This is a genomic window from Terriglobus sp. TAA 43 (assembly GCF_000800015.1).
Classification (GTDB): domain Bacteria; phylum Acidobacteriota; class Terriglobia; order Terriglobales; family Acidobacteriaceae; genus Terriglobus.
Window position 1 is genome coordinate 1,346,915 of the sequence record NZ_JUGR01000001.1, and the last position, 26,723, is coordinate 1,373,637.

The 26,723-nt window shown below is 57.3% G+C and carries 27 protein-coding genes; 15 read left to right on the forward strand and 12 right to left on the reverse strand.

Annotated features, from left to right (window positions below):
• Positions 1-118 precede the first annotated feature (118 nt).
• The gene (locus tag M504_RS05620; RefSeq protein ID WP_047488905.1) at positions 119-1,168 is read left to right on the forward strand and encodes an amidohydrolase family protein; all 1,050 of its coding nucleotides are present in this window, start codon (positions 119-121) and stop codon (positions 1,166-1,168) included.
• A 1-nt stretch (position 1,169) separates the two neighbouring features.
• On the opposite strand, the gene M504_RS05625 is transcribed toward M504_RS05620, so the two are convergent.
• The 3 genes from M504_RS05625 to rfbF are packed head-to-tail and all read right to left on the reverse strand — an operon-like array spanning position 1,170 to position 4,286.
• Positions 1,170-2,351, reverse strand: coding sequence for a diphosphate--fructose-6-phosphate 1-phosphotransferase (locus tag M504_RS05625; RefSeq protein ID WP_052200447.1), 1,182 nt, complete (start codon positions 2,349-2,351; stop codon positions 1,170-1,172).
• A gap of 50 nt (positions 2,352-2,401) precedes the next feature.
• Positions 2,402-3,475: a CDP-glucose 4,6-dehydratase gene (rfbG, locus tag M504_RS05630; RefSeq protein WP_047488907.1), complete on the reverse strand. Its 1,074-nt coding sequence runs from the start codon at positions 3,473-3,475 to the stop codon at positions 2,402-2,404.
• 40 nt (positions 3,476-3,515) lie between these two features.
• Complete coding sequence (gene rfbF, locus M504_RS05635; RefSeq protein ID WP_047488911.1) at positions 3,516-4,286, reverse strand: glucose-1-phosphate cytidylyltransferase; 771 nt, start codon at positions 4,284-4,286, stop codon at positions 3,516-3,518.
• A gap of 48 nt (positions 4,287-4,334) precedes the next feature.
• Between rfbF and rfbH the strand changes: the two genes are divergently transcribed.
• Positions 4,335-5,675, forward strand: coding sequence for a lipopolysaccharide biosynthesis protein RfbH (rfbH, locus tag M504_RS05640; RefSeq protein WP_047488914.1), 1,341 nt, complete (start codon positions 4,335-4,337; stop codon positions 5,673-5,675).
• A 69-nt stretch (positions 5,676-5,744) separates the two neighbouring features.
• Here the strand turns inward: rfbH and M504_RS05645 are convergent, their stop codons facing one another.
• The 3 genes from M504_RS05645 to M504_RS05655 form a co-directional block, all read right to left on the reverse strand.
• Complete coding sequence (locus tag M504_RS05645; protein ID WP_047488916.1) at positions 5,745-6,728, reverse strand: glycosyltransferase family 2 protein; 984 nt, start codon at positions 6,726-6,728, stop codon at positions 5,745-5,747.
• Positions 6,728-7,636, reverse strand: a complete 909-nt coding sequence (locus M504_RS05650; protein WP_156993574.1) for an NAD(P)-dependent oxidoreductase — start codon at positions 7,634-7,636, stop codon at positions 6,728-6,730. The genes M504_RS05645 and M504_RS05650 overlap by 1 nt, the downstream gene beginning before the upstream one ends.
• A gap of 72 nt (positions 7,637-7,708) precedes the next feature.
• A complete protein-coding gene (locus M504_RS05655; RefSeq protein WP_047488923.1) occupies positions 7,709-8,197 on the reverse strand; it encodes a GtrA family protein in 489 nt (162 codons plus the stop codon).
• A 289-nt stretch (positions 8,198-8,486) separates the two neighbouring features.
• Between M504_RS05655 and M504_RS21725 the strand changes: the two genes are divergently transcribed.
• The 4 genes from M504_RS21725 (at position 8,487) to M504_RS21110 (ending at position 12,171) form a co-directional block, all read left to right on the forward strand.
• A complete protein-coding gene (locus M504_RS21725) occupies positions 8,487-9,341 on the forward strand; it encodes an RNA polymerase sigma factor (RefSeq protein ID WP_084214135.1) in 855 nt (284 codons plus the stop codon).
• 27 nt (positions 9,342-9,368) lie between these two features.
• The gene (locus M504_RS05665; protein WP_052200448.1) at positions 9,369-9,773 is read left to right on the forward strand and encodes a hypothetical protein; all 405 of its coding nucleotides are present in this window, start codon (positions 9,369-9,371) and stop codon (positions 9,771-9,773) included.
• A gap of 53 nt (positions 9,774-9,826) precedes the next feature.
• Positions 9,827-10,630, forward strand: coding sequence for a DUF3106 domain-containing protein (locus M504_RS05670; protein ID WP_047488925.1), 804 nt, complete (start codon positions 9,827-9,829; stop codon positions 10,628-10,630).
• Positions 10,631-10,878: 248 nt separating this feature from the next.
• A complete protein-coding gene (locus M504_RS21110) occupies positions 10,879-12,171 on the forward strand; it encodes a TlpA disulfide reductase family protein (RefSeq protein ID WP_198137532.1) in 1,293 nt (430 codons plus the stop codon).
• Here the strand turns inward: M504_RS21110 and M504_RS05680 are convergent.
• Positions 12,168-12,638: a flavin reductase family protein gene (locus tag M504_RS05680; RefSeq protein WP_052200450.1), complete on the reverse strand. Its 471-nt coding sequence runs from the start codon at positions 12,636-12,638 to the stop codon at positions 12,168-12,170. The genes M504_RS21110 and M504_RS05680 overlap by 4 nt on opposite strands.
• A 210-nt stretch (positions 12,639-12,848) precedes the next feature.
• Here M504_RS05680 and M504_RS05685 point away from each other — a divergent pair, with 210 nt between their 5' ends.
• From M504_RS05685 to M504_RS05700, 4 genes are all read left to right on the forward strand, one after another.
• A complete protein-coding gene (locus M504_RS05685; protein WP_052200451.1) occupies positions 12,849-13,313 on the forward strand; it encodes a MarR family winged helix-turn-helix transcriptional regulator in 465 nt (154 codons plus the stop codon).
• A 142-nt stretch (positions 13,314-13,455) separates the two neighbouring features.
• Positions 13,456-14,448 (forward strand): glycosyltransferase, encoded by a 993-nt coding sequence (locus M504_RS05690; protein WP_047488927.1) that lies wholly within the window; start codon positions 13,456-13,458, stop codon positions 14,446-14,448.
• Positions 14,445-16,190 carry a glycosyltransferase family 39 protein gene (locus M504_RS05695; RefSeq protein ID WP_047488929.1) on the forward strand — a complete coding sequence of 582 codons (1,746 nt, stop codon included), beginning with the start codon at positions 14,445-14,447 and terminating at the stop codon, positions 16,188-16,190. Before M504_RS05690 ends, M504_RS05695 begins: the two co-directional genes overlap by 4 nt.
• Before the next feature lie 65 nt (positions 16,191-16,255).
• A complete protein-coding gene (locus M504_RS05700) occupies positions 16,256-17,191 on the forward strand; it encodes a ScpA family protein (protein WP_047493668.1) in 936 nt (311 codons plus the stop codon).
• 4 nt (positions 17,192-17,195) lie between these two features.
• On the opposite strand, the gene M504_RS05705 is transcribed toward M504_RS05700, so the two are convergent.
• Positions 17,196-18,788, reverse strand: a complete 1,593-nt coding sequence (locus M504_RS05705; RefSeq protein WP_047488932.1) for an alpha-L-rhamnosidase — start codon at positions 18,786-18,788, stop codon at positions 17,196-17,198.
• Positions 18,789-18,808: 20 nt separating this feature from the next.
• Positions 18,809-19,330: an O-acetyl-ADP-ribose deacetylase gene (locus M504_RS05710; protein ID WP_047488935.1), complete on the reverse strand. Its 522-nt coding sequence runs from the start codon at positions 19,328-19,330 to the stop codon at positions 18,809-18,811.
• A 96-nt stretch (positions 19,331-19,426) separates the two neighbouring features.
• Between M504_RS05710 and scpB the strand changes: the two genes are divergently transcribed.
• Positions 19,427-20,701 (forward strand): SMC-Scp complex subunit ScpB, encoded by a 1,275-nt coding sequence (gene scpB / locus M504_RS05715; protein ID WP_052200453.1) that lies wholly within the window; start codon positions 19,427-19,429, stop codon positions 20,699-20,701.
• 9 nt (positions 20,702-20,710) lie between these two features.
• On the opposite strand, the gene adhP is transcribed toward scpB, so the two are convergent.
• Positions 20,711-21,745 carry an alcohol dehydrogenase AdhP gene (adhP, locus tag M504_RS05720; protein ID WP_047493674.1) on the reverse strand — a complete coding sequence of 345 codons (1,035 nt, stop codon included), beginning with the start codon at positions 21,743-21,745 and terminating at the stop codon, positions 20,711-20,713.
• A 100-nt stretch (positions 21,746-21,845) separates the two neighbouring features.
• On the opposite strand from adhP, the gene M504_RS05725 reads away from it, so the two are divergent.
• Positions 21,846-22,796 (forward strand): pseudouridine synthase, encoded by a 951-nt coding sequence (locus M504_RS05725; RefSeq protein ID WP_047488937.1) that lies wholly within the window; start codon positions 21,846-21,848, stop codon positions 22,794-22,796.
• A gap of 134 nt (positions 22,797-22,930) precedes the next feature.
• On the forward strand, positions 22,931-23,779 hold the full coding sequence (locus tag M504_RS05730) for an aldo/keto reductase (RefSeq protein WP_047493677.1): 849 nt from the start codon (positions 22,931-22,933) through the stop codon (positions 23,777-23,779).
• Between the two features lie 68 nt (positions 23,780-23,847).
• Here M504_RS05730 and M504_RS05735 read toward each other — a convergent pair whose 3' ends face one another.
• Positions 23,848-24,822, reverse strand: a complete 975-nt coding sequence (locus tag M504_RS05735; protein ID WP_047488940.1) for an SDR family NAD(P)-dependent oxidoreductase — start codon at positions 24,820-24,822, stop codon at positions 23,848-23,850.
• Positions 24,823-24,952: 130 nt separating this feature from the next.
• Between M504_RS05735 and M504_RS05740 the strand changes: the two genes are divergently transcribed.
• Positions 24,953-25,534 (forward strand): TetR/AcrR family transcriptional regulator, encoded by a 582-nt coding sequence (locus M504_RS05740; RefSeq protein ID WP_047488943.1) that lies wholly within the window; start codon positions 24,953-24,955, stop codon positions 25,532-25,534.
• Between the two features lie 17 nt (positions 25,535-25,551).
• Here M504_RS05740 and M504_RS05745 read toward each other — a convergent pair whose 3' ends face one another.
• Positions 25,552-26,445 carry an AraC family transcriptional regulator gene (locus M504_RS05745; protein ID WP_047488945.1) on the reverse strand — a complete coding sequence of 298 codons (894 nt, stop codon included), beginning with the start codon at positions 26,443-26,445 and terminating at the stop codon, positions 25,552-25,554.
• A 105-nt stretch (positions 26,446-26,550) separates the two neighbouring features.
• On the opposite strand from M504_RS05745, the gene M504_RS22015 reads away from it, so the two are divergent.
• On the forward strand, positions 26,551-26,721 hold the full coding sequence (locus tag M504_RS22015) for a hypothetical protein (RefSeq protein WP_156993576.1): 171 nt from the start codon (positions 26,551-26,553) through the stop codon (positions 26,719-26,721).
• Positions 26,722-26,723 lie beyond the last annotated feature (2 nt).

The following is a 26,723-nucleotide window of genomic DNA, read 5'->3' on the forward strand; positions in this document are numbered from 1 at the left end:
ACTCAGGAGCAAGGATAACGCAGCGCAGCATTCTCGATGGGTTTGCGTAGCACATCTGCTGTTGTATCTGCTTTACTTACACTTGCCGCGACAGCAGGCTGGAGGACGGAGCGCACCCATGACGGAGCAGGACAAGTTTGTTGCATTGGTAAGTGCCACCGCGGAGGTTTCGCTCCCGCTGGGCGAGTTTCAGCCGAAGTCGGCACTTGTGACACCGGACAATACGCCTTTGATGCCGCGCTTTCCTGTGATCGATTATCACAATCACCTCGACTCCATGCAGCCTGAAGATGTGTTGCGCATCATGGATAGCTGCGGTGTGGAGCACATCATCAACATCACCATGAAGGTGGGCGATGAGGCCATTGCCATCCTTGATCGCTATCACTCTGCGTCACCTCGCTTCTCCAGCATTGGATGGATGGACTGGTCTGGTGTGGAGCGCGATGACTTCGTCAATGTCACGGCCGATCGTCTGAAGCGGCTTGTGGATCATGGGATTGTCGGCATCAAGTTCTGGAAAGACATGGGCCTTACCATCCGCGGCAAGGATGGCAATTTATTGCGCATTGATGATGAGCGCTGGATTCCCATCTTTGAAGAATGCGAAAAGCTGCAATTACCGGTTATGTTTCATACGGCTGACCCGACGGCATTTTTTGATCCGATTGATCGTTTCAATGAACGCTATGAGGAGTTGGCGGCGCACCCGGACTGGGGATTCAGCGATTCGCCGGTGCCGAAGCGTGCGTTGCTGGAGCAGCGCAATCGTGTGATTGCACGGCATCCCGGCATTACGTTTGTGGGCGCACACTGCGCGGAAAGCAGCGAGGATCTGGGCTATCTGTGCGAACAGATGGATGCCCTGCCGAACCTGATGGTGGACATCAGCGCGCGTGCTTCTGAGTTGGGGCGGCAGCCGTTCCGCGCTCGGGAGTTCTTCCTGAAGTATGCCGACCGCATCCTGTTTGGCAGCGATCTCCTGCCAGAGACAGAGATGTATCGGCTGTATTACCGCATGTTGGAAACAGCGGATGAGTACTTCCCCTATCCTTCGCATGCTTCACGACAGGGCCGATGGAATATCTATGGCCTGTCGTTGCCGGACGATGTTCTGCGCAAAGTGTATCGAGAGAACGCGCTGAAGCTGTTGCCGAAGGTGTCGTAAGTTACTGCGCGGGATGGCCGCTGAGCGATGCAGGATATCGTTGCAGCGGCCCGACGATGGGACGTGCGTATTCAAGGAATGCATCGTTCACGGCGAGGCCGTCGTGACGCAGCCATTCCTTCGGTATGGCGCGATGCTGGCCTGCTACTTCTGTAAGCGGTATCAATTCAAAGGCTGGATCACTACCGACGGAACACAAAGAAACCATGTAACCGCTGGCTCCTGCGGCCAGAGCGCGAACGCATTCGCGGCCGGTGAGTTCTGCATCAGCACGATCCTGCAAGGAAACATACGGCGATGCGGACCGAGCGATGAGACCGGGCTTTTCATTGCGGCAGCGAAGGCCCAGACGCTCTGCCAGCAAGCCGGCCAGATGCTGGGCAACTCCACCGATGAGAGGACGCAAGGGTATCTTGCCACCGGAGGGCGGCACCTGTTCAAAGACCGGCGTGCCATCGGCATAACAGGTTCCCTCCGATACGACGGCAGAGGCCCAGCCGATGCGCTTCACGGTAGCGTCTACGCGTTGCAGAAAATCGTCCATCACAAAGGGGATTTCCGGGATGCAAACGATGTGTGGTGCATCGTCAGAATGCTGCTTTGCCAGCACGGAAGCTGCGGCCAGCCAGCCAACATCGCGCCCGAGCGTCTCCATAATGGAGACTGGCTGCGGCAGGGATTGCAGGTCCATGGAAAGGTCAACCATGGACTGCGCGACGTAACGAGCGGCGCTGCCGAAGCCCGGACAACGATCGGTTGCATTGATGTCGTTGTCGATGGTCTTTGGCGCACCCATCACCTGCAGAGCGAGGCCGCGTGAAGCGCAGTACTCCTGGAAACGTTGCGCTCCGCTCATGGTGCCGTTGCCACCCAGAAAGATCATGTGGCCAATGCCGTGCGATTGCAGCACCTGGATGCAACGATCGAGATCTTCCCCTGAGGGCTTGAAGCGCGACGTTCCGAGTGAAGCGCCGGGGCTGAGACGGATGCCTTCCAGTGCGTCTGGCGTCAGCGAGGTGAGGTTGATCACATCGCCACAGGAAAGGCCCTTCATGCCAAAGCGCGCGCCGTAGATGCTGCTGAAGCGAAGCTGCTGCGCTTCAGCAACAATGCCTGCGAGGCTTGCGTTAAACACAGCAGTGGGCCCACCGCCCTGCACAATCATCAGACCATCGGTATGCATGGCTCCCATGCTACGACGCAGGATGCCAAACGAACAGGACTATGTTGTCATTACAGAGCTTCGTATGCTTCGATCTGCTGAAGCGTGTACTGCTGCATGTCCTCACCTGCCGCATGGGCACGGAACCAGTCGAGCGTCCAATCCAATGCATCAGCAAGATGCAGACGTGGACGCCAACCGAGTTCGGCACGCGCACGGCTGGAATCAAGTTTGAGATAACCCGCTTCGTGCACACCAGCATCTTGGTCCAACACCCACCTGGCATCGTTGGACCACGTCTTTGCAAGATGATCTGCAATCCACGATACGGGACGTGCATCATCGTCACTAGGACCGAAGTTATACGAGGTAGCGTATCGGGTAGCATCCGGCTGCAGCAGATGTTCGGCAAGACGGATGTATCCCGCCAAAGGCTCCATCACGTGCTGCCAGGGGCGAATGGCATGAGGACGGCGGATGAGCACAGGCTCGCCTTTGAGGAAGCCTCGCACCAAGTCCGGGATGAGACGATTATCTGACCAGTCACCACCGCCGATAACATTACCCGCACGTGCCGTTGCTATGGCAACGCGATGTTCACTCCACTTCTCTACCGGAAAATACGACTGGCGATATGCGGCGGACACAATCTCCGCACACGCCTTCGAGCTGGAGTAGGGATCATAGCCGCCGAGCGGATCGGTTTCACGATATCCCCAGTGCCATTCCTTGTTTTCGTAGCACTTGTCTGTCGTCACGGAGACAACAGCACGCACCGAAGGCGTGCGACGCACTGCATCTAACAACCGCGCTGTGCCAATCACATTGGTTTCATAAGTGCCAATGGGATCGACATACGAGGCACGCACCAGCGGTTGCGCGGCGAGATGAAACACCACCTCCGGTTGAAACTCGGTGACGGCTTTTTCGAGTTGTGCACCATTGCGAAGATCACCGCGCACGTCTTCTACACGCGAAGGAATCCGCGCAGCTTCGAGCAGGCTGGGATTCGTATACGGATCCAGCGCATAGCCACGTACATTTGCGCCTAGCCGAGTAAGCCAAAGGGCAAGCCATCCGCCCTTGAACCCAGTGTGGCCGGTCAAAAAGACACGGCGTCCTGCCCACTTGCTGCTTGCTGTCACGGATTTCCTTTCGGGTTTGCTGTGTGCGGCTGTATGCGACTTACCAAGTCTTCCAGGGAGCTTTGCCTGATTGCCAGAGCTCTTCCAGATGCTGTTTGTCACGCAGTGTATCCATGGCCTGCCAGAAACCGTGGTGGTAATAAGCACGTACTTGATCCTGCGCCACCAGCGTTTCAATCGGCTCGCGTTCAAACATCTGCGCATCGTCCGTGACGGAATCCAGAGCAGATGGTTCCAGTACAAAGAAGCCGCCATTGATCCAGCCACCTTCGCCGGAAGGCTTCTCGTGGAATGCAGTGATCTGCGTTCCATTCAAACCGAGTGCGCCAAAACGCGCAACGGGGCGCACAGTAGTTAGTGTGGCTAACTTTCCATGGCTCTTGTGAAATGCAATGGACGCTGTGATATCCACATCCGCAACGCCGTCTCCGTAAGTCATACAGAACGGCTCATCAGGATTGAGATATTTTTTAACTCGCTTCAGTCGGCCACCGGTGCCTGTGGCATCACCTGTGTCCACGAGCGTAACGCTCCATGGTTCTGCGACGGATGCATGTACTGTCATTTTGTTCTGCGATATATCAAACGTAACGTCCGATGTGTGCAGATAGTAGTTCGCGAAGAACTCTTTGATGACATATCCCTTGTATCCACAGCAGATGACAAAGTCATGAATGCCATGCTGTGAATAAATTTTCATAATGTGCCAAAGGATGGGACGCCCACCGATTTCTACCATCGGCTTAGGCCGCACTGAAGTTTCTTCTGCAAGACGGGTGCCTAATCCACCCGCAAGAATCACAGCTTTCATTTGGCCTCGATGTATGACGATCGTTGCGCATATTGTATCCTTGGCCTAATGTCCACGGAACAATCAGCTTCTCTGCGCAACCAGATTCTCGATCTTGTTCAGCAGTACCACGCTGCTGCATTTCCAGCAAAGGAGTTCGTCCCCGGAACTTCTAAGGTGCCTGTGTCCGGCAAAGTGATTCGCGCCGAAGACATGGTTGCTGCTGTCGATGCAACACTTGATGGATGGTTCACAACCGGTCGCTGGGCTAAAGACTTTGAACGCAAGCTTGCGCGATTCGTTGGCGTGCGCTCTGCGTCTTTTGTGAACTCCGGTTCTTCTGCAAATCTAGTTGCATTGAGCGCACTGTGTTCTCCGCAACTTGGCGAACGACAGTTAAAGCCCGGTGATGAAGTCATCACCGTTGCTGCGGGCTTCCCCACCACGGTCAATCCCATCGTTCAGAATCGCCTTGTGCCTGTGTTTCTTGACGTCACAGTGCCGGGCTATGAAGTGGATACAACGCAATTGGAAGCGGCTTACAGCCCCAAGGTGAAGGCCGTAATGATTGCTCATACGTTGGGCAATGTCTTCGACCTGGATGCCGTCACCGCGTTCTGCAAGAAGTACAACTTGTGGCTCGTGGAAGATTGCTGCGATGCACTGGGTGCAACATGGCGCGGACAAAAAGTCGGAACCTTTGGCGATATAGCAACAGTTAGTTTCTACCCCGCACATCACATCACCACGGGCGAAGGTGGCGCAGTTCTTACAGACAAGCCTGCGCTGCGCGTGTTGATTGAAAGCTGGCGCGATTGGGGCCGTGATTGCTGGTGCGAACCCGGGGTGGATAACACCTGCGGCAAGCGCTTCGATTGGCAACTGGGCACACTGCCCTGCGGCTACGATCACAAGTACACGTACTCCCACATTGGCTACAACTTAAAGGGTACGGACATGCAGGCAGCGCTTGGTGTTACGCAACTTGACAAGTTGCCTGAATTCATCGCGCGTCGTAAAGAAAATTTTGCATATCTAAAAGCGGCGCTGCAGCCCGTTGCAGACAAGCTCATTCTTCCGGAAGCCTCTGAACATGCCGATCCAAGCTGGTTCGGATTCCCGATTGGTGTTCGAGAAGACGCAGGCTTCACACGCGATCAACTGACACGCTATCTGGATTCCAAGGCTGTCCACACGCGCCTGATCTTTGCTGGCAACCTGTTGCGGCAGCCCGCTTACGCAAACATCGAGCATCGCGTAATTGGCGATCTCAAGAACACAGACTTTGTAATGAACCAGACATTCTGGATTGGAGTATTCCCCGGTCTATCGAATGCAATGCTCGATTATGTGGTGCAGAACATTCTGGACTATGCGACACAGGAACAGCCTGCTTTAAACGTACTTTAAGTGGCGAAACAATAAGGGGCATGGCTTAAGCCATGCCCCTTATTGTTGACTTACTCACGTTACAGCAACTTAGCGCTGATTCGCTCCACGTGCGTCAAGATCAGATCCTACGACTGCGTTTTCAATAATCGTCAGTGGCTGCTTCTTAACTTGCCGATACATTCTGCCAAGATATTCGCCGATAATGCCGAGAAGCATCGCGTTAATACTTAACGACGCAAGGATGAGAGCAGCCAGCGTGGCAAAGCCCGCAGGCCATGTTGCACCCGTTATGAATTTTGCAGCGATGTAACCACCGATCGAAAGCAATGTCAGAAACGACACCGTCAATCCGAAGTATGTGGAAAGGCGTAGTGGCACCGTGGAATGGTTCAGGATGCCATCCAGAGCAAGGCTGATCAGCTTGGAGAAGCTGAATTTGCTTTCACCACGTTCGCGCGCATTGCGGCTATACGGAATGCCTACCTGTGTGAAGCCTAGCGTGGCAATAGTGCCTCGAAGATAGGGCTGCGCATCTTCATAGGTCTTGAGGAGATCGATAACTCGGCGACTGATAAGACGGAAATCGCCTGCATCTACGGGGATCTTGTCTTCACTCAGAAGATCAATCATGCGATAGAAGATGCCGCGCTGCACGTTGATAAACCACGACTCCTGACGCTTCACACGTACGCCGTAGACAACGTCTGCACCGCGCTCCCACTCCTCCAGGAAACGGCCTACCAGTTCGGGAGGATCCTGCAGATCGACGTCGAGCTGAATGGCGGCATCGCCACGTGCGCGAGCATAGCCCGTCATGATGGAACGTTGATAGCCAAAGTTACGTGAGAACCGGAAGACGCTGATGCGTGAGTCACGCTGCGCCAGAGCTTTGAGCAACTGAAAAGTAGCATCGGTACTGTGATTGTCCGTGAACACGAACTCAAACCGGTAGCGATCTTCCAGCGGCGCAATCGCGGCTGAGACTGCCTGATAGAACGGCTCGATGTTCATCTCTTCGTCAAATACGGGAACTACGAAAGAGATTAGGGGATGCACTTTCGTTCCTTCCATCAGCGGGCTTTTTCCTCCTGCAGCGTTGCTGCATTGCGTCCGTAACGAACCATGGCGTCGAGCACATCAACACGCGGCGACCAGCCGGGCAGAGGCTCACCAACGTACGGTTCAAACTTCTGATCTGCCGGATAGGGCAAGGCGCCCCACTTCAGGCTGAGCTGCAGATCGGCGGCTGTATTTATCGACTCCACTAATTCACGAAGGGAACGTGGATGCAATGAGTGTACTGAATAGTGCGAGCCCTCAAGCTTTTCCTCACGCAACAACGAAGCTGCATGCAAAAAGGCTTCCACAACATCGTCCACGTGGACAACGTGAATGCGCTGTTCGCCGGGAGACAGTGCGAAATCAGTTCCGGCAGGGCTCGTTAGCAGGCTTCGCCAAAGCTTCTTCCGCGTGTCCGCCTCACCAAAGGTGTCGTACAAGATCAACGTCGCTGCTGGAACCCGATACTTTCTGCGGTGGTACTGCAACAGCTCATCAAACGCTTGCTTAGTGGCTGCATAGAGCGTGTTGGGGAGGTGCGAGCCGTCGGTGTCGAACTGCCAGTACGATCCGGCATTCACAAACACAGGTGGCTTGGTGCATTGCGAAGCACCCTGCAACAGGCTGGCTCCCAGTGAAATGTTGGCCTCCAGCAGAGCACCAAGTCCGTTTGCATCGTTCGGTTCTGCGACGACCGTTGCGAGATGAAAGATCGTCTCAGGCTTAATCTGCCGGACGAGTTCCGCGGCCTCCAGAGGCCGTCCGTGCAGCGAATGAATCTCAGCCCCTGACGCTTCTCTCTCTAAGGAGTCGTGGTTCCTGCCGGTGAATGCGTGAACCTCTGCCCCTTCCGCCAGTAAACGGCGCGTCAGGGCCAATCCCATAAATCCATTTGCACCGGTAACGATAACCCTGCGCACACGACCGCCTTCCTTCGTGGATGTCTCACAAGTATGACAGGGCAATTTGCCGCTGTTTGAACTGGAAGGAAATTAGGAAAGTGCGCCTGTTGGCTCTAACGGCTGGGTAGGCTTACCCGGAACAAAGGAAAACTTCTTGTGTGCCACGTAGGTAAAGAGGGCCACACCACCCATCACGATCGCACCAGCAAGATAAGGCGCAACACCGCGCGCGGCCTGCACCGTCATCAGCAGCTTCGTCACCAAAGGCAACAGAATCAGATTCGGGAGCGACGCAGCTCCATAGACCATAAGACAGCGAAGCCACTCGCGAAGATAGTTCCCTTTCGTCTTAAAGACGAAAAACTTATACGTGAGGAAAGAAAAAGTGACGCCGAGCGGCGTGGCTGTGATGGATGCAAGATCCACCGTCAGGTACAACATGTGTTGCGGAAGGAAGTGTTTGTACACCGCCACAAATGCCGCGTAGCAAACGTAACCAAACAGTGTGTTACAGACGCCGACCAGGAGAAACCTCACGAATTCGCCGGACTGAAAGATGCTGGTAATGCGTGCCTTCAAAATTTCCTTATCCCCTCGTCAGCATCTTTCGGCGGACTGGCCTGATGGCCTTTGGATGCAGAGATGCATCGACGAACGGCCATCTTTAGCGCTTATTACAGCATCTGTCCGCAAAACGACGATGAACACGCAAGCGCCTTCACTTCCTTAAGATAGAAGGAGGCGGCTTTTGCGTTCTGGAGCATCTTATCTCTGGAACTCGCGCGTGCTCGCTTTTGCACTTTGCGAAAGAGTTGCAAACGGGTACAAACACAGGAGATGAGCGTGTCCGAAGGGGCCCGCATGAAACATGAATCGCAAGCAGAGCCCCCATCCCGGACAGGAAGAGCCAGAGAATGGCCACGATTTTCGTGGGTCTGAGGATTCGCTCGACGTAATCGAGCCGGAAGAGGCCGCCGAAGAGACAGAAAATTCCCCGGAAGCGCAACAATCTGACCCCGATGGGGTCGGAGAAGATATGGGTACGCTGGCGCTGAATCCGGGAATGCTGGGCGGTGCGGAGGTCGATCAGGACGTCCGCGGTAAGGGTCTGGCGGCTGATCTGAACGCGGTAGCCACGGCAGGCAAGGCGTCTGAGACAGGCGACGCGGATGTAATGCTCCGGCTGAAGGCAGGCGATCTGGACTGCTTTGAGTACCTGATGAACAAGTATCGCCGCCCGATCGTTCACTTCATGTTCCGCATGGTTCACAACCAGGCAGTGGCGGAGGAGATGGCGCAGGAGGTATTTCTGCGGGTGTATCGTGCCCGCGAAACCTATCGCGCTGAAGCCCGGTTCACGACGTGGCTGTATCGCATTGCCACGAATCTGGCGGTAAACTACGCCCGCGACACCAAGAACGAGCGGACCGCTCCGACCATCCACCTGGATGAACCGGATCCGGAAACCGGCAGCATGCATGACGTGGCGGACGTAACGCCCAACGTGGAAGCCGACCTGCTGCGGGACGAACGGATGAAAGCGATCAAGGCGCACGTATTGGCCCTGCCGGAACGCCAGCGCATGGCCGTGCTGATGCACAAGTACCAAGAGATGGATTACAAGCAGATTGGCGCCGTACTGAAGTTGAGCGAGTCTGCAACGAAATCTCTGCTGTTTCGCGCCTACCAGACACTGCGCGAGCGACTAAAAGAGTTTGTGTAACGTAACTAAGGTTTGAGGGATATTGCGATGTTTTCTGCCAAGAAAAATTCGGTGAGCGATGAGCAGGCCATGAGGGAGATGATGGCCCTGCTGGACGATTGGAAAGCTCCGGAGCCGTCGCCGTGGTTTGACGGCAAGATGATGGCGCGCTTCCGAGAGGAGACGCAGCGACCGCCTGAGAGCCTGTTCGCGCGGCTGCGCGATCGCTGGCTCTTTGGCAACAGCAACTTCATGAAGCCGGTCATGGTGGGTTCGCTTGCCCTGCTGCTGGTGGGCGTGGGTGGCGGATATCTTGAGATGACACATCTCTCCGCACCGCAACATCCTGCTTCGATTTCAGCAACGGTTCAGGACTTGCAAATCCTGGATAACAACGATCAGGCGATCCAGAGCATGAGCCAGCTGCTGGATGACGACTCGCCGCAGGGATAAACCAATACTTTTATTATTATCTGTAAACATTTGTTAATACGGACATTGAAGCCATGATTTCGCGTTTCTCGATGACTACTTTCAAGCTGCGACAGACTGCCGTCGCGGCTCTGTTTGTGGCATTGGGAACTACCTGCATGGCTCAGGGAAAGCACGGACAGCCCTCTTCTGGCGGTGGCGCTCCTCACCCATCGAACGTTGGCGGTGGCGCTCCCCATGTTCCGAATTACGGCGGAAGCAGTGCTCCTCATGCGCCGAACTACGGTGGCGGTGCGCCGAATTATGGAGGCTCGAACGGTGTGCGCCCTGGAGGAATGCCTCAGCAGGGTGGGCAGCAGATGAGCGGTCGTCCCGGCGGTAATGGTTTCGCAGGACAGTCAGGGCAGTCTCAGGGTGCCGTGATTGGGCCGCAGCGGCCGCGTGGTGAACATCTGGGTCAGTGGATGCAACAGCACCAGAATCTGAGCCCGCAGCAGCAACAAAAAGCTCTGCAGAAAGAACCAGGATTCAACCAGCTTCCTCAGCAGACACAGCAGAGGATGGAGGACCGGCTGAATCGGCTGAATAGCATGCCGCCACAGCAGCGGGAGAAGGTCATTCAGCGTGGCGAAGCCATGGAGCGTCTGTCGCCGCAGCAACGTGTGCAGGTGCGCGGTGCCATGGGACAGTTGAGTGCTCTGCCGGACGATCGTCGTCGCGCAGTGGCCCGCACCTTCCGCGAACTGCGATCCATGCCGCCAGAGCAGCAGAACCAGATGTTGAATTCGCCGCAGTATCACCAGCAGTTCAGCGATCAGGAACGCGGAACGTTGGGCAATCTGCTGTCCGTGAGCCCCATGCTGCCTCAGAATCAGTAGTCCTGCCCTGCGTTGACCACGACACCTTTTGAAAGATAAAATGGTTCTGTGACGATCCCTGTCCAGACCTGTTGTTGCCGCCGCTGTTCGTAGCCGAGCGCGCTGGGTCACCTCTTTCCCTTTTCTTTTCATTACTCTGCGCCGACGCTACGCCCCGCACATGCGGAGTATGCGCGCTGGTCGCGATTCCTCCGTTGCATCGGGACATGCCGCTCGCGCATCCACTGTTTCCGGAGAGCACGACTACCATGACCACCAAGATATTCACCACCGCCCTGATCGCCGCAGCCCTGACGGCATCCGTTGCCCTGGCGCAGCGTCCCGCTCGGCACTGGGCCGGAACCGCCGTTGTAACCAACAACGGCAACGACATTACAACGAATATCCCGGTGGAACTGGATCTCTCTGCACCCGCGAAGAATGGCTCAATCACCGGTACGTTCCTGAATGGTGACCTGCGCTCGCCTTCCAGCCGCGGCACGTTGACCGGATCGCACCTGAAGCTGCAGTTCCACTCCTTTGCGCGCACCCTCGAAGGCGACATTCACGGCGACACCTTCACTGGCACATTTGGCGGTGCGCGTATCAAGAAGCCTTACACCATAACCCTGCACCGCGACGCAGACGGCAAGCCTGCGACGGTGTTCGCTGCGGCGTCCAAGGCCACAGGATCGCATAAGGGAACAACCATCAATGGTACGTGGGAGATTGCCCTGCCCACCAAGAGCGACAAGGGCGAAGACGCATGGACGATGACTGTTGCACCCTTCCGTGGCGACGGCGAGATCCGCGCTGTGATCCAACGCATTGATGGCGACAGCGGCGCTCTGTTCGGCCGGTTTGATGAGGCCGCAGGCGAATATCACGTCAGTCGTTTTGGTGATTTCGGTGCGACTATCTACACCCTGCGTCCGAATGCGGATGGCACGTTGCAGGTGATCAATCCGCGTGACCCGAAGGAGAACAACGTAGCGCGCCGCCCTGAGGACGCACGCAAGGAGAAGCTGGCGCCTCCCACGGAAGCGACGGAACAGACGACCTTGGAGAATCCTGCAGAGCCGCTCCATTTCCAGGGCCCGAATCTGACTGGGCAGATCGTTAGCAGCACCGATCCGGAATTCAAGGGCAAGGTTGTCATCGCCGCTATTGGCGGTAGCTGGTGCCCGAACTGCCACGACGAAGCACCGTTGCTGGTGGAGCTTTACAACAAGTATCACCAGCGTGGGTTGGAGATTGTTGATCTGTCGTTTGAGGAAGACGATCAGTTGAAGAACCCGGAACGTCTACGTTCATTCGTGACGAAGTACAAGATTCCCTATACGGTTCTACTGATGGGCACACCCGATGACTTGAATGCGAAGCTGCCGCAGGGCAAGAATCTGAACGCGTGGCCTACCTCGTTCTTCATTGGCCGTGACGGTCTAGTGAAACAGATCCATGCTGGATTCAGCGGACCTGCGACGGGACAAGCCTATGTCGATCTGCGCAAAGAGACCTTTGCACTGGTAGAGAAGCTACTGGCAGAACCCGCGGCTCGCTAACCGATCAGGTCTTCCAACGAAACCGCATTTGCAAACGAGCCGTTGCGCCACAGCAACGGCTCGTTTGCGTTTGAGGAGAAACGGATGTCCTCCACAGCGCCGATGAAGACGGTGTGGGTGCCGTAATCGACAGAAGCTTCTGATTTGCAGAAGAGGGTGACTACCGCATCGGCGAGATAAGGCACGGAAGTGTGGTGCGTCTCCCATTCACCCAGCGTGAAACGCTCCTCACCCTGTAGCTGACCACTGAACGGCAGCACCAGATTGGTGTGAGTGTTGGAGAGCAGGTTGACACTAAAGCGTCCGCTACGTTGGATGGCCTTCCACACGCCAGCGTCGCGGTTCACTCCGACAGCAAGCGATGGAGGGTTGGCGGCAACGCTCATAACAGCCGTAGCTACCATGCCAGCTCTACCATCCTCATCGCCTGCGGCCACGATGGTGATCGTGGCCACTAGACGGCGCATTGCCTGGCGGAAACCTTCTATCAGCTCCTGGGACGCGGAGAGGTCGGACCTTCGGTTTGCATCAATCTCAGTCATTTCAAAGGGCGGGAACCAGCAATCGCACGTATTTACCGCCTAACGATTGCCATTGTAACGAGAAGCGATGTAGTGTGTTGTGGGTTCGGGAGTGTAGTTCCCTTTTCCCCGAACCTGTTGGGAGTTTTGCAGCACATGCGTAACATCACGCCTTCGGTACAAAAAACGGTCAAACTGGCCGCCGAACTTCGCCCCTCGATTCTCCGTCTTAGCCGTCATCTTCGCCGGGAAGCTCTCCGCGGTGGAAGCTCGTCCGTGGATATGCAACTGTTGGGCACACTTCGGGAAGAACCCGGACTGGGTGTGTCAGAACTGGCAGACATGGAGCAGATGAGCCGCCCCGCAATGAGCGCCCACATTAAGCGGCTGATGCAGTTGGGTTATGTTCAGCGGGAAACCGCAAAGGGAGAGGTGGATCGCCGCCGCGTGGGGCTGTCCGTCACTCGAACCGGAACACAGTATCTTCGCGCCGTGAGTGAACGCCGTGCAGACTGGTTAGCAGAACGCCTCTCTGAACTGGGGGCTGAGGAACGCACCGCACTGGATCGCGCAACAAAATCGCTGAGACTGATTCTGGAATCTGCCGGCGAACCAGTTTAAGAAGCCTACGCCGCCGCCGAGGATGCGCTTCGCATTCTCGCTGCAAAGCTGTATCCCGGCGCAACGGTGTGGCTGAAAATTCATAGCGCTTACGGCAGTTCCGCCGTTCTCGTCATGGCCATCGCGTATGATGAGGCCACGCATGACGATTGAAACCCCTAAACGCCTGCGCATCGTGATACCCGTCTTCAATGACTGGGAAAGCCTGAACATCCTGCTTCGCGAGCTGGACGCGGTAGCCCCTGCCCTGCCGTATCGAGTGGTAGTGTCCGCCGTAGATGACGGCTCCATTCAGAGCTCCGAGGGCATGCTGACATCAGTGGAGCATCTGCAATCGCTGGAAGAGGTCGAGATCGTGCGGCTGTCCACGAATGTGGGACATCAGCGCGCGATCGCTTGCGGCCTGTGCCTGGCCTGCGATACCGCGGATATGGACGCCGTGCTCATCATGGATTCCGACGGCGAAGACCCACCGCAAACAATTCCAGAATTGCTGGCGGCAACCAGCGGCAAGAAGGATTTCTGCGTGGTTGGTGCGCGGCGGAAGCGCTCGGAAAACTTTACCTTCCGCATGTCGTACATCATCTACAAGAACGTCTTTAAGGCAGTGACGGGCAAGCGGATTGGCCACGGCAATTTCTCTCTGCTCTCTGCCGGATACGCTTCGCGCCTGGTGATGCTGCCGGACCTTTGGAACAACCTTGCTGCCGCGCTCATGCGTTCTCGCCTGCCGATCCACCAGGTGTTCATTGACCGTGGGACTCGCTATGCCGGCAAGAGCAAGATGAATTTCACCTCGCTGATCGTGCATGGGTTCAGCGCCATCAGCGTGTATGCGGATACGATTTTTGTTCGATTGCTGCTGGCAACACTGGTTGGAGCAGGCATCACTGTTGTGGCATCGACAACCGCTATCCTGCTGCGATTGTTCGTGCCCGCATATGCCACTCCCGGTTGGGCCACGACGGTTACGTTCAGCCTGATCATCATCGTGTTGCAGGCGTTCTTTACTTCGCTGACATCGTTGCTCAGCCTGCTGAATAACCGGGTGCAACGGCTGATTCTGCCGATCGTGGACTACAAACCGTATGTGCGGACGGTGGAGAAAATCTTCTCCCGCACACAGTCTGCATGACGCGTCCGGATGCGACCCGAAGCGGTCGCTGGGATGGTCTGCTCTGTGGACTCATCGTCGTACTCGCAATTCTGCTGGATCATCCCTTCCTTGAGATGGGATTGATCGACGATTTCTCGTATATCCAAACGGCGTTCATCTACGCACGTACCGGCCACTTTGTTTACAACGGCTGGGCGACAGCAATGCTGGGCTGGCAGATTCCCTGGGGCGCGCTGTTCGTCAAGATGTTTGGCTATCATGTGTGGCCGTTGCATCTGTCGACGCTGGTGCTGGCCGGCTTATGCATGCCACTGCTGCATAGCGTAATGCGTCGCTCCGGACTGAACCGCTCCCATGCAATCTTTGCAACATTGCTGACAGGCCTGTCGCCTGTCTTCATTCCCCTGTCTTCGACCTTCATGACAGATACAGGTGGACTGCTAACCCTGACACTGTGCTGGTACGGATTACTGCGCGCCCTCGATAGCCGCACCGATCGCAGCGTGTACCTGTGGTTAGTACTCGCCACAGCCGCCAGCGTGATCGGCGGCACTGCGCGGCAAATCGTGTGGGTGGGTGCGCTGACCATGATGCCCGCTGCGGCCTTTTTATTGCGCAGACGTAAGGGCGTTGTAGCCCTGGCAATCTCACTCTGGGTGATCAGCGTCGCTTCCATCGCGTCCTGCTTGCGCTGGTTCAAGCATCAGCCACTATCCGTGCCAGAACCTCTCGTTCAGGGCCACTTCGGTCTTCGCTCCTTTCGCGAACTTGCCGGTACGGAGCTGGCAGGACTCTTGTGCCTGACGATGCTGGCACTCCCGGTGTTTGTAGCCGCGATTCCTCCACGTTCGCAGTGGACGGTACGCGGCTGGCTGAAGCTATCTGCAGCCACAGTAGCGGTCACGGTGATCTCTTTCTTCGTCGCATTTCACCTTGTTGAGAAGGGATGGATGCCGTGGACCGGGGACGTGGTGGAACATCTCGGTGTCTATGATTACCCCGCTGGCTGGCTGCTGGGTGTGGAACCGATGCTGTTCTCGCACACCGCCCGCATTGTGAGTTCGTATCTCATCGTCGGTATCGCAATTGCCGGAGCCGCTTCGCTGTGGAATGCCCGTGCGATCGAGAAAACAGACTCTCCCTCCGCCGCAAGTTCCTGGCACACGCAAATCATTTTGCTTGGTGGACTGCTGGTCGGTTATCTCGGCTTGCTGATTCCGCGCGCCATCTGGTTCCAGGTGCTGGATCGTTACCTACTGCCACTGCTTCCCGTAGCGGCTCTGGTTCTGCTTCGTCTGCATCAGGAACGGCTGGGGAAACGCGTTCCCACGATGGCCTGGGCAACATTGGCTGTATGGGCCTTGTTTGCGGTTGCGGGAACGCATGACTGGCTGGAGAGCCATCGCGCACGCCTGACTGCCGTTGCGCGGCTTGGAGATGCAGGTATCCCCCCGGAGCACATCAACGCGGGGTACGAATTTAATGGCATGACGCAGATCCGCCTGGCTGGCACGATCGTGGATCCGCGAGTCACGTTTCCGCCGGAAATGCATGTGGTGACAAAGCCCGAGTATCCGGCAGACCTGCCGAAGTCGTGCTATGGGCTGCTCTACAAGAGCACTCCCGTCGTGAAACCGGAATTTTTCCTGGCTCACCAGATCGTTCCCTGCCTGGAACCCTCATCGTTTGGAACAGTTCCATACCGCACCTGGCTGCCGCCCTATGACCGGGAGATTCATATTCTCCAACGCAGCCGCTAAATTTCGTACCCTGCTTTCCTCAGCCCGGAACAGTGCCAGGCAGCCGGGTGGGAGATACTGATGTCGTGAGCGACACGACCGCAGAACTGGAACAGGAACAGCCCGTAGCGGCTGAAGAGCAGGCCTCCTCCGCTGCAGAGCCACTGGTTCTGCAATCGCCTCCTGTACCGGAGCCGCCGAAACCGATCAAGAAGAAAGAGCCTGCGCCCTCGAAGGAAGAGGTGTCTCAGTCGCCCTTTATGCTGACCGTGGGTAAGGTCTATGAAGGTCCGCTGGACCTTTTGTTGGACCTGATCCGCAAACAGTCCATCGACATCTACGACATTCCAATTGCCAGAATCACCGAGCAGTTTCTGATGTACACGGAACAGATCAAGCAGACGGATGTAGACTCCGCGGGCGACTTCATCTACACCGCTGCCCTGCTGATCCACATCAAGAGCAAAATGCTGCTGCCGCGCGAGGCATCCGGCATTGCGGCTGGCGAGATTGAAGATCCGCGGCGCGAGCTGGTGGAACGTCTGCTGGAGCACGAACGCTTCAAGGGCGCTGCGCAGATGCTGATGCAGAAACAGCAGATTGAAGACGCGACGTGGACGCAGCCCGGCATTCGCGAGTTCAAAGAGCAGGCCAGCGCCGAACGCGAGATTGCCGCAGACACCACGGATCTGGCGCGTGTGTTTCAGGAAATTCTGGAACGACTGCGCAAGCGTCCTGTGCTGAACGTGAACGAAGAGACGGTCACGGTGGCACAGATGATTGAGTACACCAAGCGCCGCCTGATGCTGGAAGACAAGCCGACAAGCCTGCGTCGCCTGCTGCAGAACACGCACTCGCAACAGGCGCTGATCTGCATGTTCCTGGCGATGCTGGAACTGGTGCGACTGCAAGCCATCATGCTGCGCCAGGGCGACAAGTTCGGCGACATCCTGATCAAGAAGACCGACAACTTCGACGAAGTCCTTGCACATCAGGAACGTATGCGCGATGACTGGAGGTAACACTTTAACGCTGCATGGCTCTCATGCGGTTGGGTGTTACCACTTTCCGTTCGTTCGGACGTAGCGATAGATGAACGTTGGCGCGCCCCGGTGCGGACATGGCCACGGTACTTCCCTGCTCCGCGATACCGACGAGCGCTCGAAGATTTCCGTCTGCGGACGTGATCACTCGAACGCCGTTACTGGTCACTGTGGCGATGGTTCTTCCATCGATCGATAGCATTGCGGCACCAGCACCGTAACGAAGTTCCACCTGATTTCCGTTGTCGCACTTCGCCATAAACATGGCATCTTCGGCTGCGGGGTGATTGCAGCGCACGTTCCACCAGAGTTCGTCGCCCTCTTCATGTACCCCAGCCAGTCGCCATGTGTACGTGACCATGACCAGCGAGGATGGCGAGTAGTTTGGCGCTTCCGCTTCCGTGATAGCGCCGCTGACGGGATCAATCTGCTGGCGGAAGGTACCGTCTCGCTGCAGCGCCGCGCACCATGCGTCCATCATTTGCGCAAATTCCGCGGAGCGGCCGTAGTGATCCATCCATCGCGGGGCGCGCATAGCGGTGAGCGATTGCGATGCTCCACCCCACGAGTTGCGCGGGATGGGGCGTACGAAGCTTGGCTCGTCCATGGCCGACGACGGCAAAGGGTACACGGGCCAGAAGCCGTCTTTGCGATGGATCTGCTTCTCCCACAGGGTGTTGAAGAGCGCCTGATCCGGCACATGCTCACCGCACACGCGGGCAAGGATGTCACAGTTGATTTTGACGAATTTGTTCTGGGCGTCGAGATCGTAAAACGCGTGGTCTTCTGCGACGTAAAGCTTCTGGAGAATCAGGTTGCGAAGCGAAGCGGCATGCTCTTCCCACCGGGCTGCATCGTCGTTTTTACCGAGAGCCTTCGCCATGGCCGCAAGCGCGATTCGCGCGCCGTAGGCGGTTGCGGAGAGATCCGGGCATAGTCTTGGCAACGACGGATTGGCGGGCATGTTGCGCGCGCTCCCGTCAGGACAGTTGTTGCGCATGCCCCGCCAGCGTGGGCTGTTGTCCATGCCGGTGTCGTAGGTGCAGAAACCCTCGACCAATCCTGTGCCGCGCGTATTGCGATACTTCATGAGCCAGCTATCCCAGCGCGAGCAGGAGAGGTATGCCTTCTCCAGCAACTCCTGATCGCCCGTGGCCTTTGCGACGTCCCACGCGGTGGCCGCGATGGGAACCACCATCTGTATCTGCGCCCAGCCTGGCTGGTCAACGTTCGCCTTGTTGTTTGCTGGGAGTTGGCCATCCGCTGCCTGAAGCGCGAAGAAGGTCAGATGGCTATGGCGCGCAACATCTGGCCGGAACTTGCGATAGAGCAGCGATTCATGGGGGCCACACTCCATCCAGATGCCGAGATAAGACGATCCTTCAATCAGCACAGGACCGGGATAGCGCGGCATAACGCGGACATTGCCTGCGAGCACGGTGAGTGCCTTGTCATACGTCCGCTGCCAGCGTGCGTTGGAGGTTCGATACACCGGAGCATCGCCTGCCAGAGCGAACGCCGGACGCACTGTGGCGAGCACAGCCGCCGATCCCGCAAGGAATTCACGCCGATTCATGCGGCTAAGACTAGCAAAGTTCAGCGAAGGAGATTGCAGTACAGAGCATGCGTCTCGTCGTTGTAGGCGCAGAAGATGACTTCCTCCACACCACTGCCGTCCAGCACTTCGCTCACCGTCGCGAGGGCGATGCGTGCGGCGCGGTCTGGCGGAAAGCTGTAGATGCCGGTGCTGATGGCGGGAAAGGCGATGGAACGGACGTCGTGTTCGCGGGCCAGTTCCATACAACGGCGATAGCAGCTTGAAAGCAATGCGTCGGCGCGGTCTTCAGCGGCAGTGCCACCGCGCGTCACGCTCCAGACAGGGCCGACGGCATGGAAGATCCACTTGGCAGGCAGGCGGAATCCGGGGGTGGGAACGGCGTCTCCCGTGGCGCAGCCGCCAAATTTTGCCGTTGCAGCCAGCAGCTCCTGTGCACCGGCGGCTCGGTGGATGGCTCCGTCGACGCCTCCACCACCCTTTAGCTGCTGATTTGCGGCATTTACGATCGCGTCCACCCGCAGGGTGGTGATGTCCGCCAGAATGCTGTCTAACCTGCCCAAGGGTCGTCCTCCCCTCCCCCTTGGATGCGCCAATACAGGTACACTGCTTTGAGGCCGCTGTGCGCAGTCGCCGAACCCTTTAAGCCCTGAGAACGAATGAGTCTTAAGTCGAAGATCGAAGCCGTCATCTACGCCTCGGAAGAGCCCGTTACCCTTGCTCAGCTTGTTGGCCTGTTGGCTGGTGAGGCGCAGGACGAACTGGATTCACTTGCCGCCAACCAGGCCAGTCTGCCCCTGGACGAGGGCGATGCTGAGGCCGCATCCTCCGACGAGGTCGCTGAGGATGTCACGCCGGATGAGGCGGTTGAGGTAACAGAAGAGGTAGAAACCGCGCCCGAGGGCGAGGCGGCACCCAACGAAGAAAACGCCGCTCCGAAAGAAGCTCCTGCCCATTCGTCTGAGCAATCGACGGAAGAAGTTGCCCCCTCTGAAGAGCAGGCATCTGACGTGTCCGCAGAAGCCGTTCCGACCGACGAGCAGGCTCCCGAAGTGGCTGAGCCGGCTGAAGTCTCCTCCGAAGAAGACAAGCGCATTCAGCGCGACCGCGAGAAAGCCGTGCGTGAGCACGTGCGTTGGGTGGTGGATACGCTGATCCGCGAATATGCCGAGAGTGATCGCGGTATCGAAATTCGCGAAGTTGCCAGCGGTTATCGCATGGGCACCAAGCCGGAATATCACGATGCCGTGCGCGGCTTTGTGAAGAGCCTGAAACCGCCTCTCAAGCTGACGCTTCCCGCGCTGGAGACGCTTGCGGTTGTGGCGTACAAGCAGCCGGTGACGGCCGCGGAAATCAGTGAGATTCGTGGTGTGGATTCGGCTGGCGTGCTGGGTGGATTGATGACGCGCAAGCTCATTGCCACCGCAGGTCGTAAGCAGGTCATCGGGCGTCCGATGCTGTACAAGACCACGCGTGACTTCCTTCTGCGCTTTGGCCTGAAGGATGTGAACGAACTGCCGTCGATGGAAGAGTTCGAGCGCATGGCGGGCGAACTGGCTGAACAGGAAGACCTGCCGATGGAATCGCCCGACGCGATCATCGAAGAAGCAAATGCACGCGGCGATGCGGAGATGTTACGCGAAGCCAACGATGAAGAAGCTGGCACCGAAGACGTAGCCGGTGAGGAAGAAGCTTCTGCGACTCAGCACGAGCAGCACGCTGAAGCGACCTCGGGTGAAGAGGAAACTTCTGCCCCTCAGAATGAAGAGCCAGCGGAAGTTGCTTCCAACGAAGCCGAGAATACGGATGTGCCGGAGGAGTCCGAAGCACAAGCCGATGCCTCAGTAGAAGAAGTCACCACGGAAGAAACGGTCACGATCACTGAAGAAGAAGTTGCCGAAGTGGATCAGGACGGCGAAACACAGCCGTCCTGATTCGCCGGTTTATTCTGACGCAATCTCCATGACGATTCGTCCTTCTATCTTGCCTGCAATCATGCGGTCGAAGATGCTGTTGATGTCTTCGAGCTTCTCCGTGGAGTAAGTGGATTTCACCTGTCCCTGCGCGGCAAAATCAAGGCATTCTGCCATGTCCATGCGCGTGCCGACGATGGAACCGCGCAGTGTCTTCCGCTGCAGCACCAGGTCGCAGATGGAAACGGGGAATTCGCCCGGCGGTAGCCCCACCAAAGACATGGTTCCCATGCGGCGCAGGAGGTTTACGCCGAGGCTGAACGCGGCAGGCGAAACCGCTGTGACTAGTGCGCCGTGAACACCTCCACCGGTTGCAGCAATCACCTTGCCCGCAACTTCGGGTTCATTGGCATCCACGACAATCTCTGCTCCCAGCTTCCTCGCGAGGTCGAGTTTGTCCTGCGCCACATCCACGGCAACCACATGCATGCCCATCGCCTTGGCATACTGCACCGCCAGATGTCCGAGGCCGCCAATGCCGGAGATGGCGACCCACTGGCCGGGTTTCACCTCTGACTCCTTCAATCCCTTGTAGACCGTGACGCCTGCACAGAGGATGGGCGCGATGGGCGAAAAGCCGATCTTTGGCGGGAGGTGGGCCACAAAATTCGGATTCACCAGGACGTACTCCGCGAAGCTGCCGTTGACGGAGTAGCCACTGTTCTTCTGGTACGGGCAGAGCGTCTCCCACCCTTTGAGGCAGTATTCACAAACACCGCACGCACTGTGCAACCAGGGGATGCCGACGCGGTCGCCTTCGCGAAGGCCTTTCACATCTGCGCCTACAGCAGCGACATATCCTGCGCCCTCATGGCCGGGGATGAAGGGCACCGCTGGCTTCACAAGCCAGTCGCCGTGCGCGGCGTGCAGATCTGTATGGCAAACGCCGGTAGACATGACCTTCAACAGCGCCTGCCCTGCACCCACCTCCGGTACGGGAACCTCTTCCACGCTGAGCGGACTACCGAACTGCCGCACCACTGCCGCTTTCATCGTCTTTGCCATGCCCATTTCCCTCCTTACGACTCAACTTACGCCCGCAGTGACCATAAGACTGTGACGGGAGACACGAAACTGTCAGAAAAACGGGCGATAATAGAACGTGATGAACAACGTACGTAAGACCGCCGTGAAGGCAGCCAGACCCGCCAAGAAGTCCACCGTTCCCGCAAAAGAAGAACCGGTAGGGACTCGGCTGCAAAAGATCCTCGCCGACGCCGGCATCGCCTCGCGTCGCAAAGCCGAAGAACTGATCCTGGAAGGCCGCGTCCATGTGAATGGTGAGATTGTCACCGAACTGGGCACTCGCGCCGATGCCGCCAAAGACCACATCCGCGTTGACGGCAAGCTACTGCAGGGACCGCAGGAACACCGCTATTTCATGGTGAACAAGCCGCGCGGTTATGTAACCACGATGAGCGATCCGGAACGCCGCGATACCGTGGTGGATCTGCTGAAGGAGTCCGCACGACTTTCCGGCAAGAAGCTGGACACGCGTCTGTACCCGGTAGGCCGTCTGGATTACAACTCGGAAGGCTTGCTCTTGATGACCAACGATGGCGACCTCGCCAACTCGCTCTCAAAAGCTGCCAATTCCGTAGAAAAGACCTACCTGGTGAAGGTCGCGGGACGCCCCACGGGAGAGGCTCTGGAACAGCTTCGTAGCGGCGTGATGATTGATCGCGGCCGTCTCGCAGAAACGCGAGGCAATCGTCGTGACCGTGTTCTGACAGCGCCTGCAAAGGTGGAGCTGGCGCGCGGTGGCGAAAATCCCTGGTACGAAGTAACGCTGACCGAAGGCCGCAATCGTCAGCTTCGCAAAATGTTTGAAGAGATTGGCCACCACGTAGAGAAAATTCGTCGTATTGGTTACGGCGCGCTGGTGTTGGATATTCCTACCGGTGAATTCCGCGAACTGACGCAGGGCGAAGTGCAGGCGCTGGGTCGCGCTGCCGCAGGTAAGAAAGTGGAACGTAAGCATAAGCTTCCCGAAGCTGCCCGGTTGAAACAGCCAGGACAGAAGACCGGTAGCCGCGGCGCGCGTCCGCGTTTCTAAATACCTTCGCAACATCGAACGAACCCACTCGCTGCGACATGTGCGAGTGGGTTTTGATTTCTGCTTTGTAAAAAATCAAATGCCACGACGCGCAACGCTGCACCCTCTTGCTGAGAAGCGCCATCCAAATGCGCATGAGCATCCAGAAGACATTCCTCCTCGGTGGCGATCTTGAAATCAATCGCCTTGGTTATGGCGCAATGCGAATCACCGGCGACGGCATCTGGGGGCCTCCCAAGGATCACGACGGCGCCATCAAGGTGCTGAAGAAAGCCGTGGAACTGGGTGTCAACTTCATTGACACCGCCGACAGTTACGGCCCGTATGTGAGCGAAGATCTGATTGGCGAAGCACTCGCGCCGTATAAGAAGGGTTTAATTATTGCCACGAAGGCTGGCCTCGCTCGCACGGGTCCGAACAAGTGGCTGCCGTTGGGACGCCCGGAGTATCTGGAGCAGGAAGCGCTGATGAGTCTGCGGCGCCTGAAGACCGACGTGATCGATCTATGGCAACTTCACCGCATTGATCCGAAGGTCCCCGTAGAGGATTCGCTGGCTCCCATTGTGGAGTTGCAGAAGCAAGGCAAGATCAAACACATTGGCCTGTCGGAAGTGAAGCCGAACGAGATTGATCAGGCGCGCAAAGTCGCAACCATTGTCTCCGTTCAGAACGAGTACAACATTGCCGAACGCAAGAGCGAAGACACGCTGAATTATTGCGAGAAGAACAACATCGCTTTCATTCCGTGGTTCCCTGTCGCATCCGGCAAGCTGGCACAGGAAGGCGGCCCTCTGGATAAGGCAGCGAAGAAGCATAACGCTACCGTGTCGCAGCTTTCACTGGCGTGGTTGCTGCATCGCAGCCCGGTGATTCTGCCTATTCCGGGAACAACCTCGATCGAACATCTTGAACAGAATGTGAAGTCGCAGGATGTGGAACTGAGCGATGCTGAGTGGAAAGAACTGGAAGCTGCCGCGAAGTAAACGAATCGCGAAACAGGAAATAGAAAGGGCCGCTATCCGCGGCCTTTTTCTATTGGTGAAGTGAAAGACTAGAAACTCTCGCCGACCATCTCTTCGCTCTTCGCCCACAACGCCTTTGCGCGCTCGGGGTTCAGCGCATAGTGGCGAACACCCTCGCTGACGGGAGTGATGACTACGTCGTCATCGACCTCGCGACTCACGTGGCAGTTCTCGCAGTACTTGCCTCCGACCTCTTCTCCGGAAGCAACCACGCCTGCCCATACCGAAGTAGCCGAGCCCTGCGGCACCGTCTTGAATTCGAACGGAGGCTGGCCCTGATCAGCCAAAGCCTGGTTGACCGAATCGAGAAGCTGCTTAAGTCCACCATCGCCCATGTGACGAGCCAACTCCGTATAGATTCCACCGGGATGCACAGCAGTGGCGCGCACGCCGCGATGCTTGTGACGACGATCAAACTCGACTGCGAAGAGGATGTTCGCCGTCTTTGAACGTCCGTATGCCGCGAAGGGCGCGTACTCCGTGTGATCGAAGTTCGGGTCTTCCAGATCGACATCCGAGAAGCGATGGCCGGAAGAAGCGAGACTTACGAAACGTCCGCCATCCTTGATCACCGGAGCGATGCGGTTTACCAGTACAAAATGGCCGAGATGGTTGGTTCCGAACTGCATATCGAAACCATCCTTGGTGCGCCACTGCGGCGTCGCCATCACACCTGCATTCGCGATCACCACATCGAACGATTCGCCACGTGCCAGCAATGCGTCGGCGCAGGCACGGACGCTCGCCAGGTCAGCAAGATCAAGTTCGATCAATTCGAATCGAGCGCCACTTGCAGCAGCGGCCTCGCGAACCTTTGCGGTCGCGCCTTCCGCCTTCTTCAGGTCACGCGCAGCACCCACCACGTCGGCTCCGTGGGCCACCAGCGCACGCGCGGTCTCTACGCCCAGGCCGGCAGACACGCCCGTTACCAGGATTCGCTGACCCTTCAGATTGACGCCGGCCAGCACCTCTTCTGTCGTGCTTTTCGCTCCAAATACGCTCATTTTCTAATCCCCTGCCGTGCGAAACGGCGTGATGCAACAATGAAGTGCGGGTATCCACCCGTAACCGGAGAATCTCTCCGGTTCAAAGGAATAGACGAAGCGGAGACACTCTCCGATTCAAAAGAAACTCGTGCCCAAGAAAGAATCGCAACCCGCTCCCCGCAAACCGCGCGCCGACGCCAGCCGGAACCGTGAACGCATTCTCGCTGTCGCTCGCGATGCCTTCACGGCCGACAGCGTGAACGTAAGCCTGGACGAGATTGCGAAGCAGGCCGAAGTGGGCCCGGGAACGCTTTACCGGCACTTTCCGACGCGCGACGACCTTCTTGAAGCCGTTTACCGCAGCGAGTTGCAAAAGCTATCGGACGCTGAACAAACGCTGGCCAAATCGCACTCGCCGGTGGAAGCGCTTCGCGCGTGGATGCGCCTGTTTGTGGACTACATTGCTACAAAGCAGATCATTGCGCCTGCGCTGAACAACATTGTGGGAGGGCCATCGCGCATTTATGCCGATAGCGGCGCCATATTGACTGGTGCAATTGAATCGCTGGTGCGACGCGCTGTTGAGTCTGGGGACATCCGACCGGACCTGGACCCGATGGATCTACTCCGCGCACTTGTCGGTGTTTCGAATGTGGCCTCTGCCCCGAACTGGAAGAGCAGCGCCCATCGCCTGGTGGACATTCTTATTCTGGGTTCCCGACAGCAATAACTCTAGGCGGTCATTGCTTAGGCGCGTAACCATTCGCCGGGAGTGATGCCAACACGCGACCGGAAACTTCGGATGAAGTTGGTTGCGGAAGAGAACCCGCTCTGCTGCGCAATGTCAACGATGGGCATCTGCTTTAACCGCAGCAGCAATTTCGCACGTTCGATGCGGCGTTCCAGCACGTATTGGTGTGGTGTGATGCCGGTAGTTTCACGAAACAGTCGTGCAAAGTGAAACGGACTTAGTTCTGCCTCAGCGGCAAGTTGTTCCAACCGCACATCCGTGTGCAGGTGCGCCTCAATGAACTCCAAGACTCGACGCAACCGCGCCAGAGGAATACCTCCGCGCGCGTCTTTCAGTGCGACAGGCAATGCGGCATGACGACGAAGTAGTGTGTGAGCCAGCGACATGCCGAGCAGTTCTCCGTAGAGTGATCCGGCAGGCCAGCCCGCCTCTGCTTCACGGCCCATCTCCGCCAATAGCGCGCGCAGACCTTCATCATGGAGATGCCATTGCATAGCGACATGAGGCGAAGTCTTAAGGCCAGCTTCTTCTGCGGCTCTCCTCATGACCGCAGGAGTTACGGAGACGATCAATCGTTCCGACGTACCTTCCCATCGCAGACGATCTCTTGTGCCCTCGGGCAACAGGATCATCGAACCGGCGCGTGGCTGCTCTATAGCATTGCGGCCTTCGGACCACCATTCCATCTCGACATCGCCGCGCAATTGCAGGTGCATGCACAGGCTGCCGTGATCGTGTTCCGGAACTTCAACGGAACCAACCGTGTGGCGCTCCAGCACAATGCCCTTCCACGGCGAATCAGACGAAGTGAGACGAGGTCGTCCTGCCAGCAGGGGTTCTTCCCTGCTGTTGCGAACCACGATCACTCGTTCTGTGGCAGATGCAGCCATGCTTCTACTATGCTCTAACCGCAGCAGAGGATGCAGTTCACCGCAAGATTTGCATATTGCCGTGCCGCCCCGCCGCTATACCGGATACAGCGAGGTGAACACACCATGGCAGACATCACGAAACAGCTCAGCGAAGGCTTCATTCTTACCGTAGGCATTACGCCTCCGGGAAAGAACCGCGAACGCACCGCAGCACGCTACATCACCGGTATGCTGGCGCTTACGGTAGCGGGTGCTGCGGCGATGTTCGCCTTCATCCTGTCGCGCGTGCTGTAGAT

Excerpts from the sequence above, each read along its gene's own strand:
- M504_RS05670 (WP_047488925.1), top strand. The coding sequence starts at position 9,827 with ATGATTTCGCGTTTCTCGATGACTACTTTCAAGCTGCGACAGACTGCC.
- M504_RS05745 (WP_047488945.1), bottom strand. The coding sequence starts at position 26,445 with ATGGCTGCATCTGCCACAGAACGAGTGATCGTGGTTCGCAACAGCAGG.
- M504_RS05680 (WP_052200450.1), bottom strand. The coding sequence starts at position 12,638 with ATGCGCCGTCTAGTGGCCACGATCACCATCGTGGCCGCAGGCGATGAG.
- rfbF (WP_047488911.1), bottom strand. The coding sequence starts at position 4,286 with ATGAAAGCTGTGATTCTTGCGGGTGGATTAGGCACCCGTCTTGCAGAA.
- M504_RS05705 (WP_047488932.1), bottom strand. The coding sequence starts at position 18,788 with ATGAATCGGCGTGAATTCCTTGCGGGATCGGCGGCTGTGCTCGCCACA.
- M504_RS05730 (WP_047493677.1), top strand. The coding sequence starts at position 22,931 with ATGAGCATCCAGAAGACATTCCTCCTCGGTGGCGATCTTGAAATCAAT.
- M504_RS05695 (WP_047488929.1), top strand. The coding sequence starts at position 14,445 with ATGACGCGTCCGGATGCGACCCGAAGCGGTCGCTGGGATGGTCTGCTC.
- scpB (WP_052200453.1), top strand. The coding sequence starts at position 19,427 with ATGAGTCTTAAGTCGAAGATCGAAGCCGTCATCTACGCCTCGGAAGAG.
- M504_RS05725 (WP_047488937.1), top strand. The coding sequence starts at position 21,846 with ATGAACAACGTACGTAAGACCGCCGTGAAGGCAGCCAGACCCGCCAAG.
- M504_RS05645 (WP_047488916.1), bottom strand. The coding sequence starts at position 6,728 with ATGGAAGGAACGAAAGTGCATCCCCTAATCTCTTTCGTAGTTCCCGTA.
- M504_RS05665 (WP_052200448.1), top strand. The coding sequence starts at position 9,369 with ATGTTTTCTGCCAAGAAAAATTCGGTGAGCGATGAGCAGGCCATGAGG.
- M504_RS05685 (WP_052200451.1), top strand. The coding sequence starts at position 12,849 with ATGCGTAACATCACGCCTTCGGTACAAAAAACGGTCAAACTGGCCGCC.
- M504_RS05620 (WP_047488905.1), top strand. The coding sequence starts at position 119 with ATGACGGAGCAGGACAAGTTTGTTGCATTGGTAAGTGCCACCGCGGAG.
- M504_RS21725 (WP_084214135.1), top strand. The coding sequence starts at position 8,487 with ATGAATCGCAAGCAGAGCCCCCATCCCGGACAGGAAGAGCCAGAGAAT.
- adhP (WP_047493674.1), bottom strand. The coding sequence starts at position 21,745 with ATGGCAAAGACGATGAAAGCGGCAGTGGTGCGGCAGTTCGGTAGTCCG.
- M504_RS05690 (WP_047488927.1), top strand. The coding sequence starts at position 13,456 with ATGACGATTGAAACCCCTAAACGCCTGCGCATCGTGATACCCGTCTTC.
- M504_RS21110 (WP_198137532.1), top strand. The coding sequence starts at position 10,879 with ATGACCACCAAGATATTCACCACCGCCCTGATCGCCGCAGCCCTGACG.
- M504_RS05625 (WP_052200447.1), bottom strand. The coding sequence starts at position 2,351 with ATGCATACCGATGGTCTGATGATTGTGCAGGGCGGTGGGCCCACTGCT.
- M504_RS22015 (WP_156993576.1), top strand. The coding sequence starts at position 26,551 with ATGGCAGACATCACGAAACAGCTCAGCGAAGGCTTCATTCTTACCGTA.
- rfbH (WP_047488914.1), top strand. The coding sequence starts at position 4,335 with ATGTCCACGGAACAATCAGCTTCTCTGCGCAACCAGATTCTCGATCTT.
- M504_RS05735 (WP_047488940.1), bottom strand. The coding sequence starts at position 24,822 with ATGAGCGTATTTGGAGCGAAAAGCACGACAGAAGAGGTGCTGGCCGGC.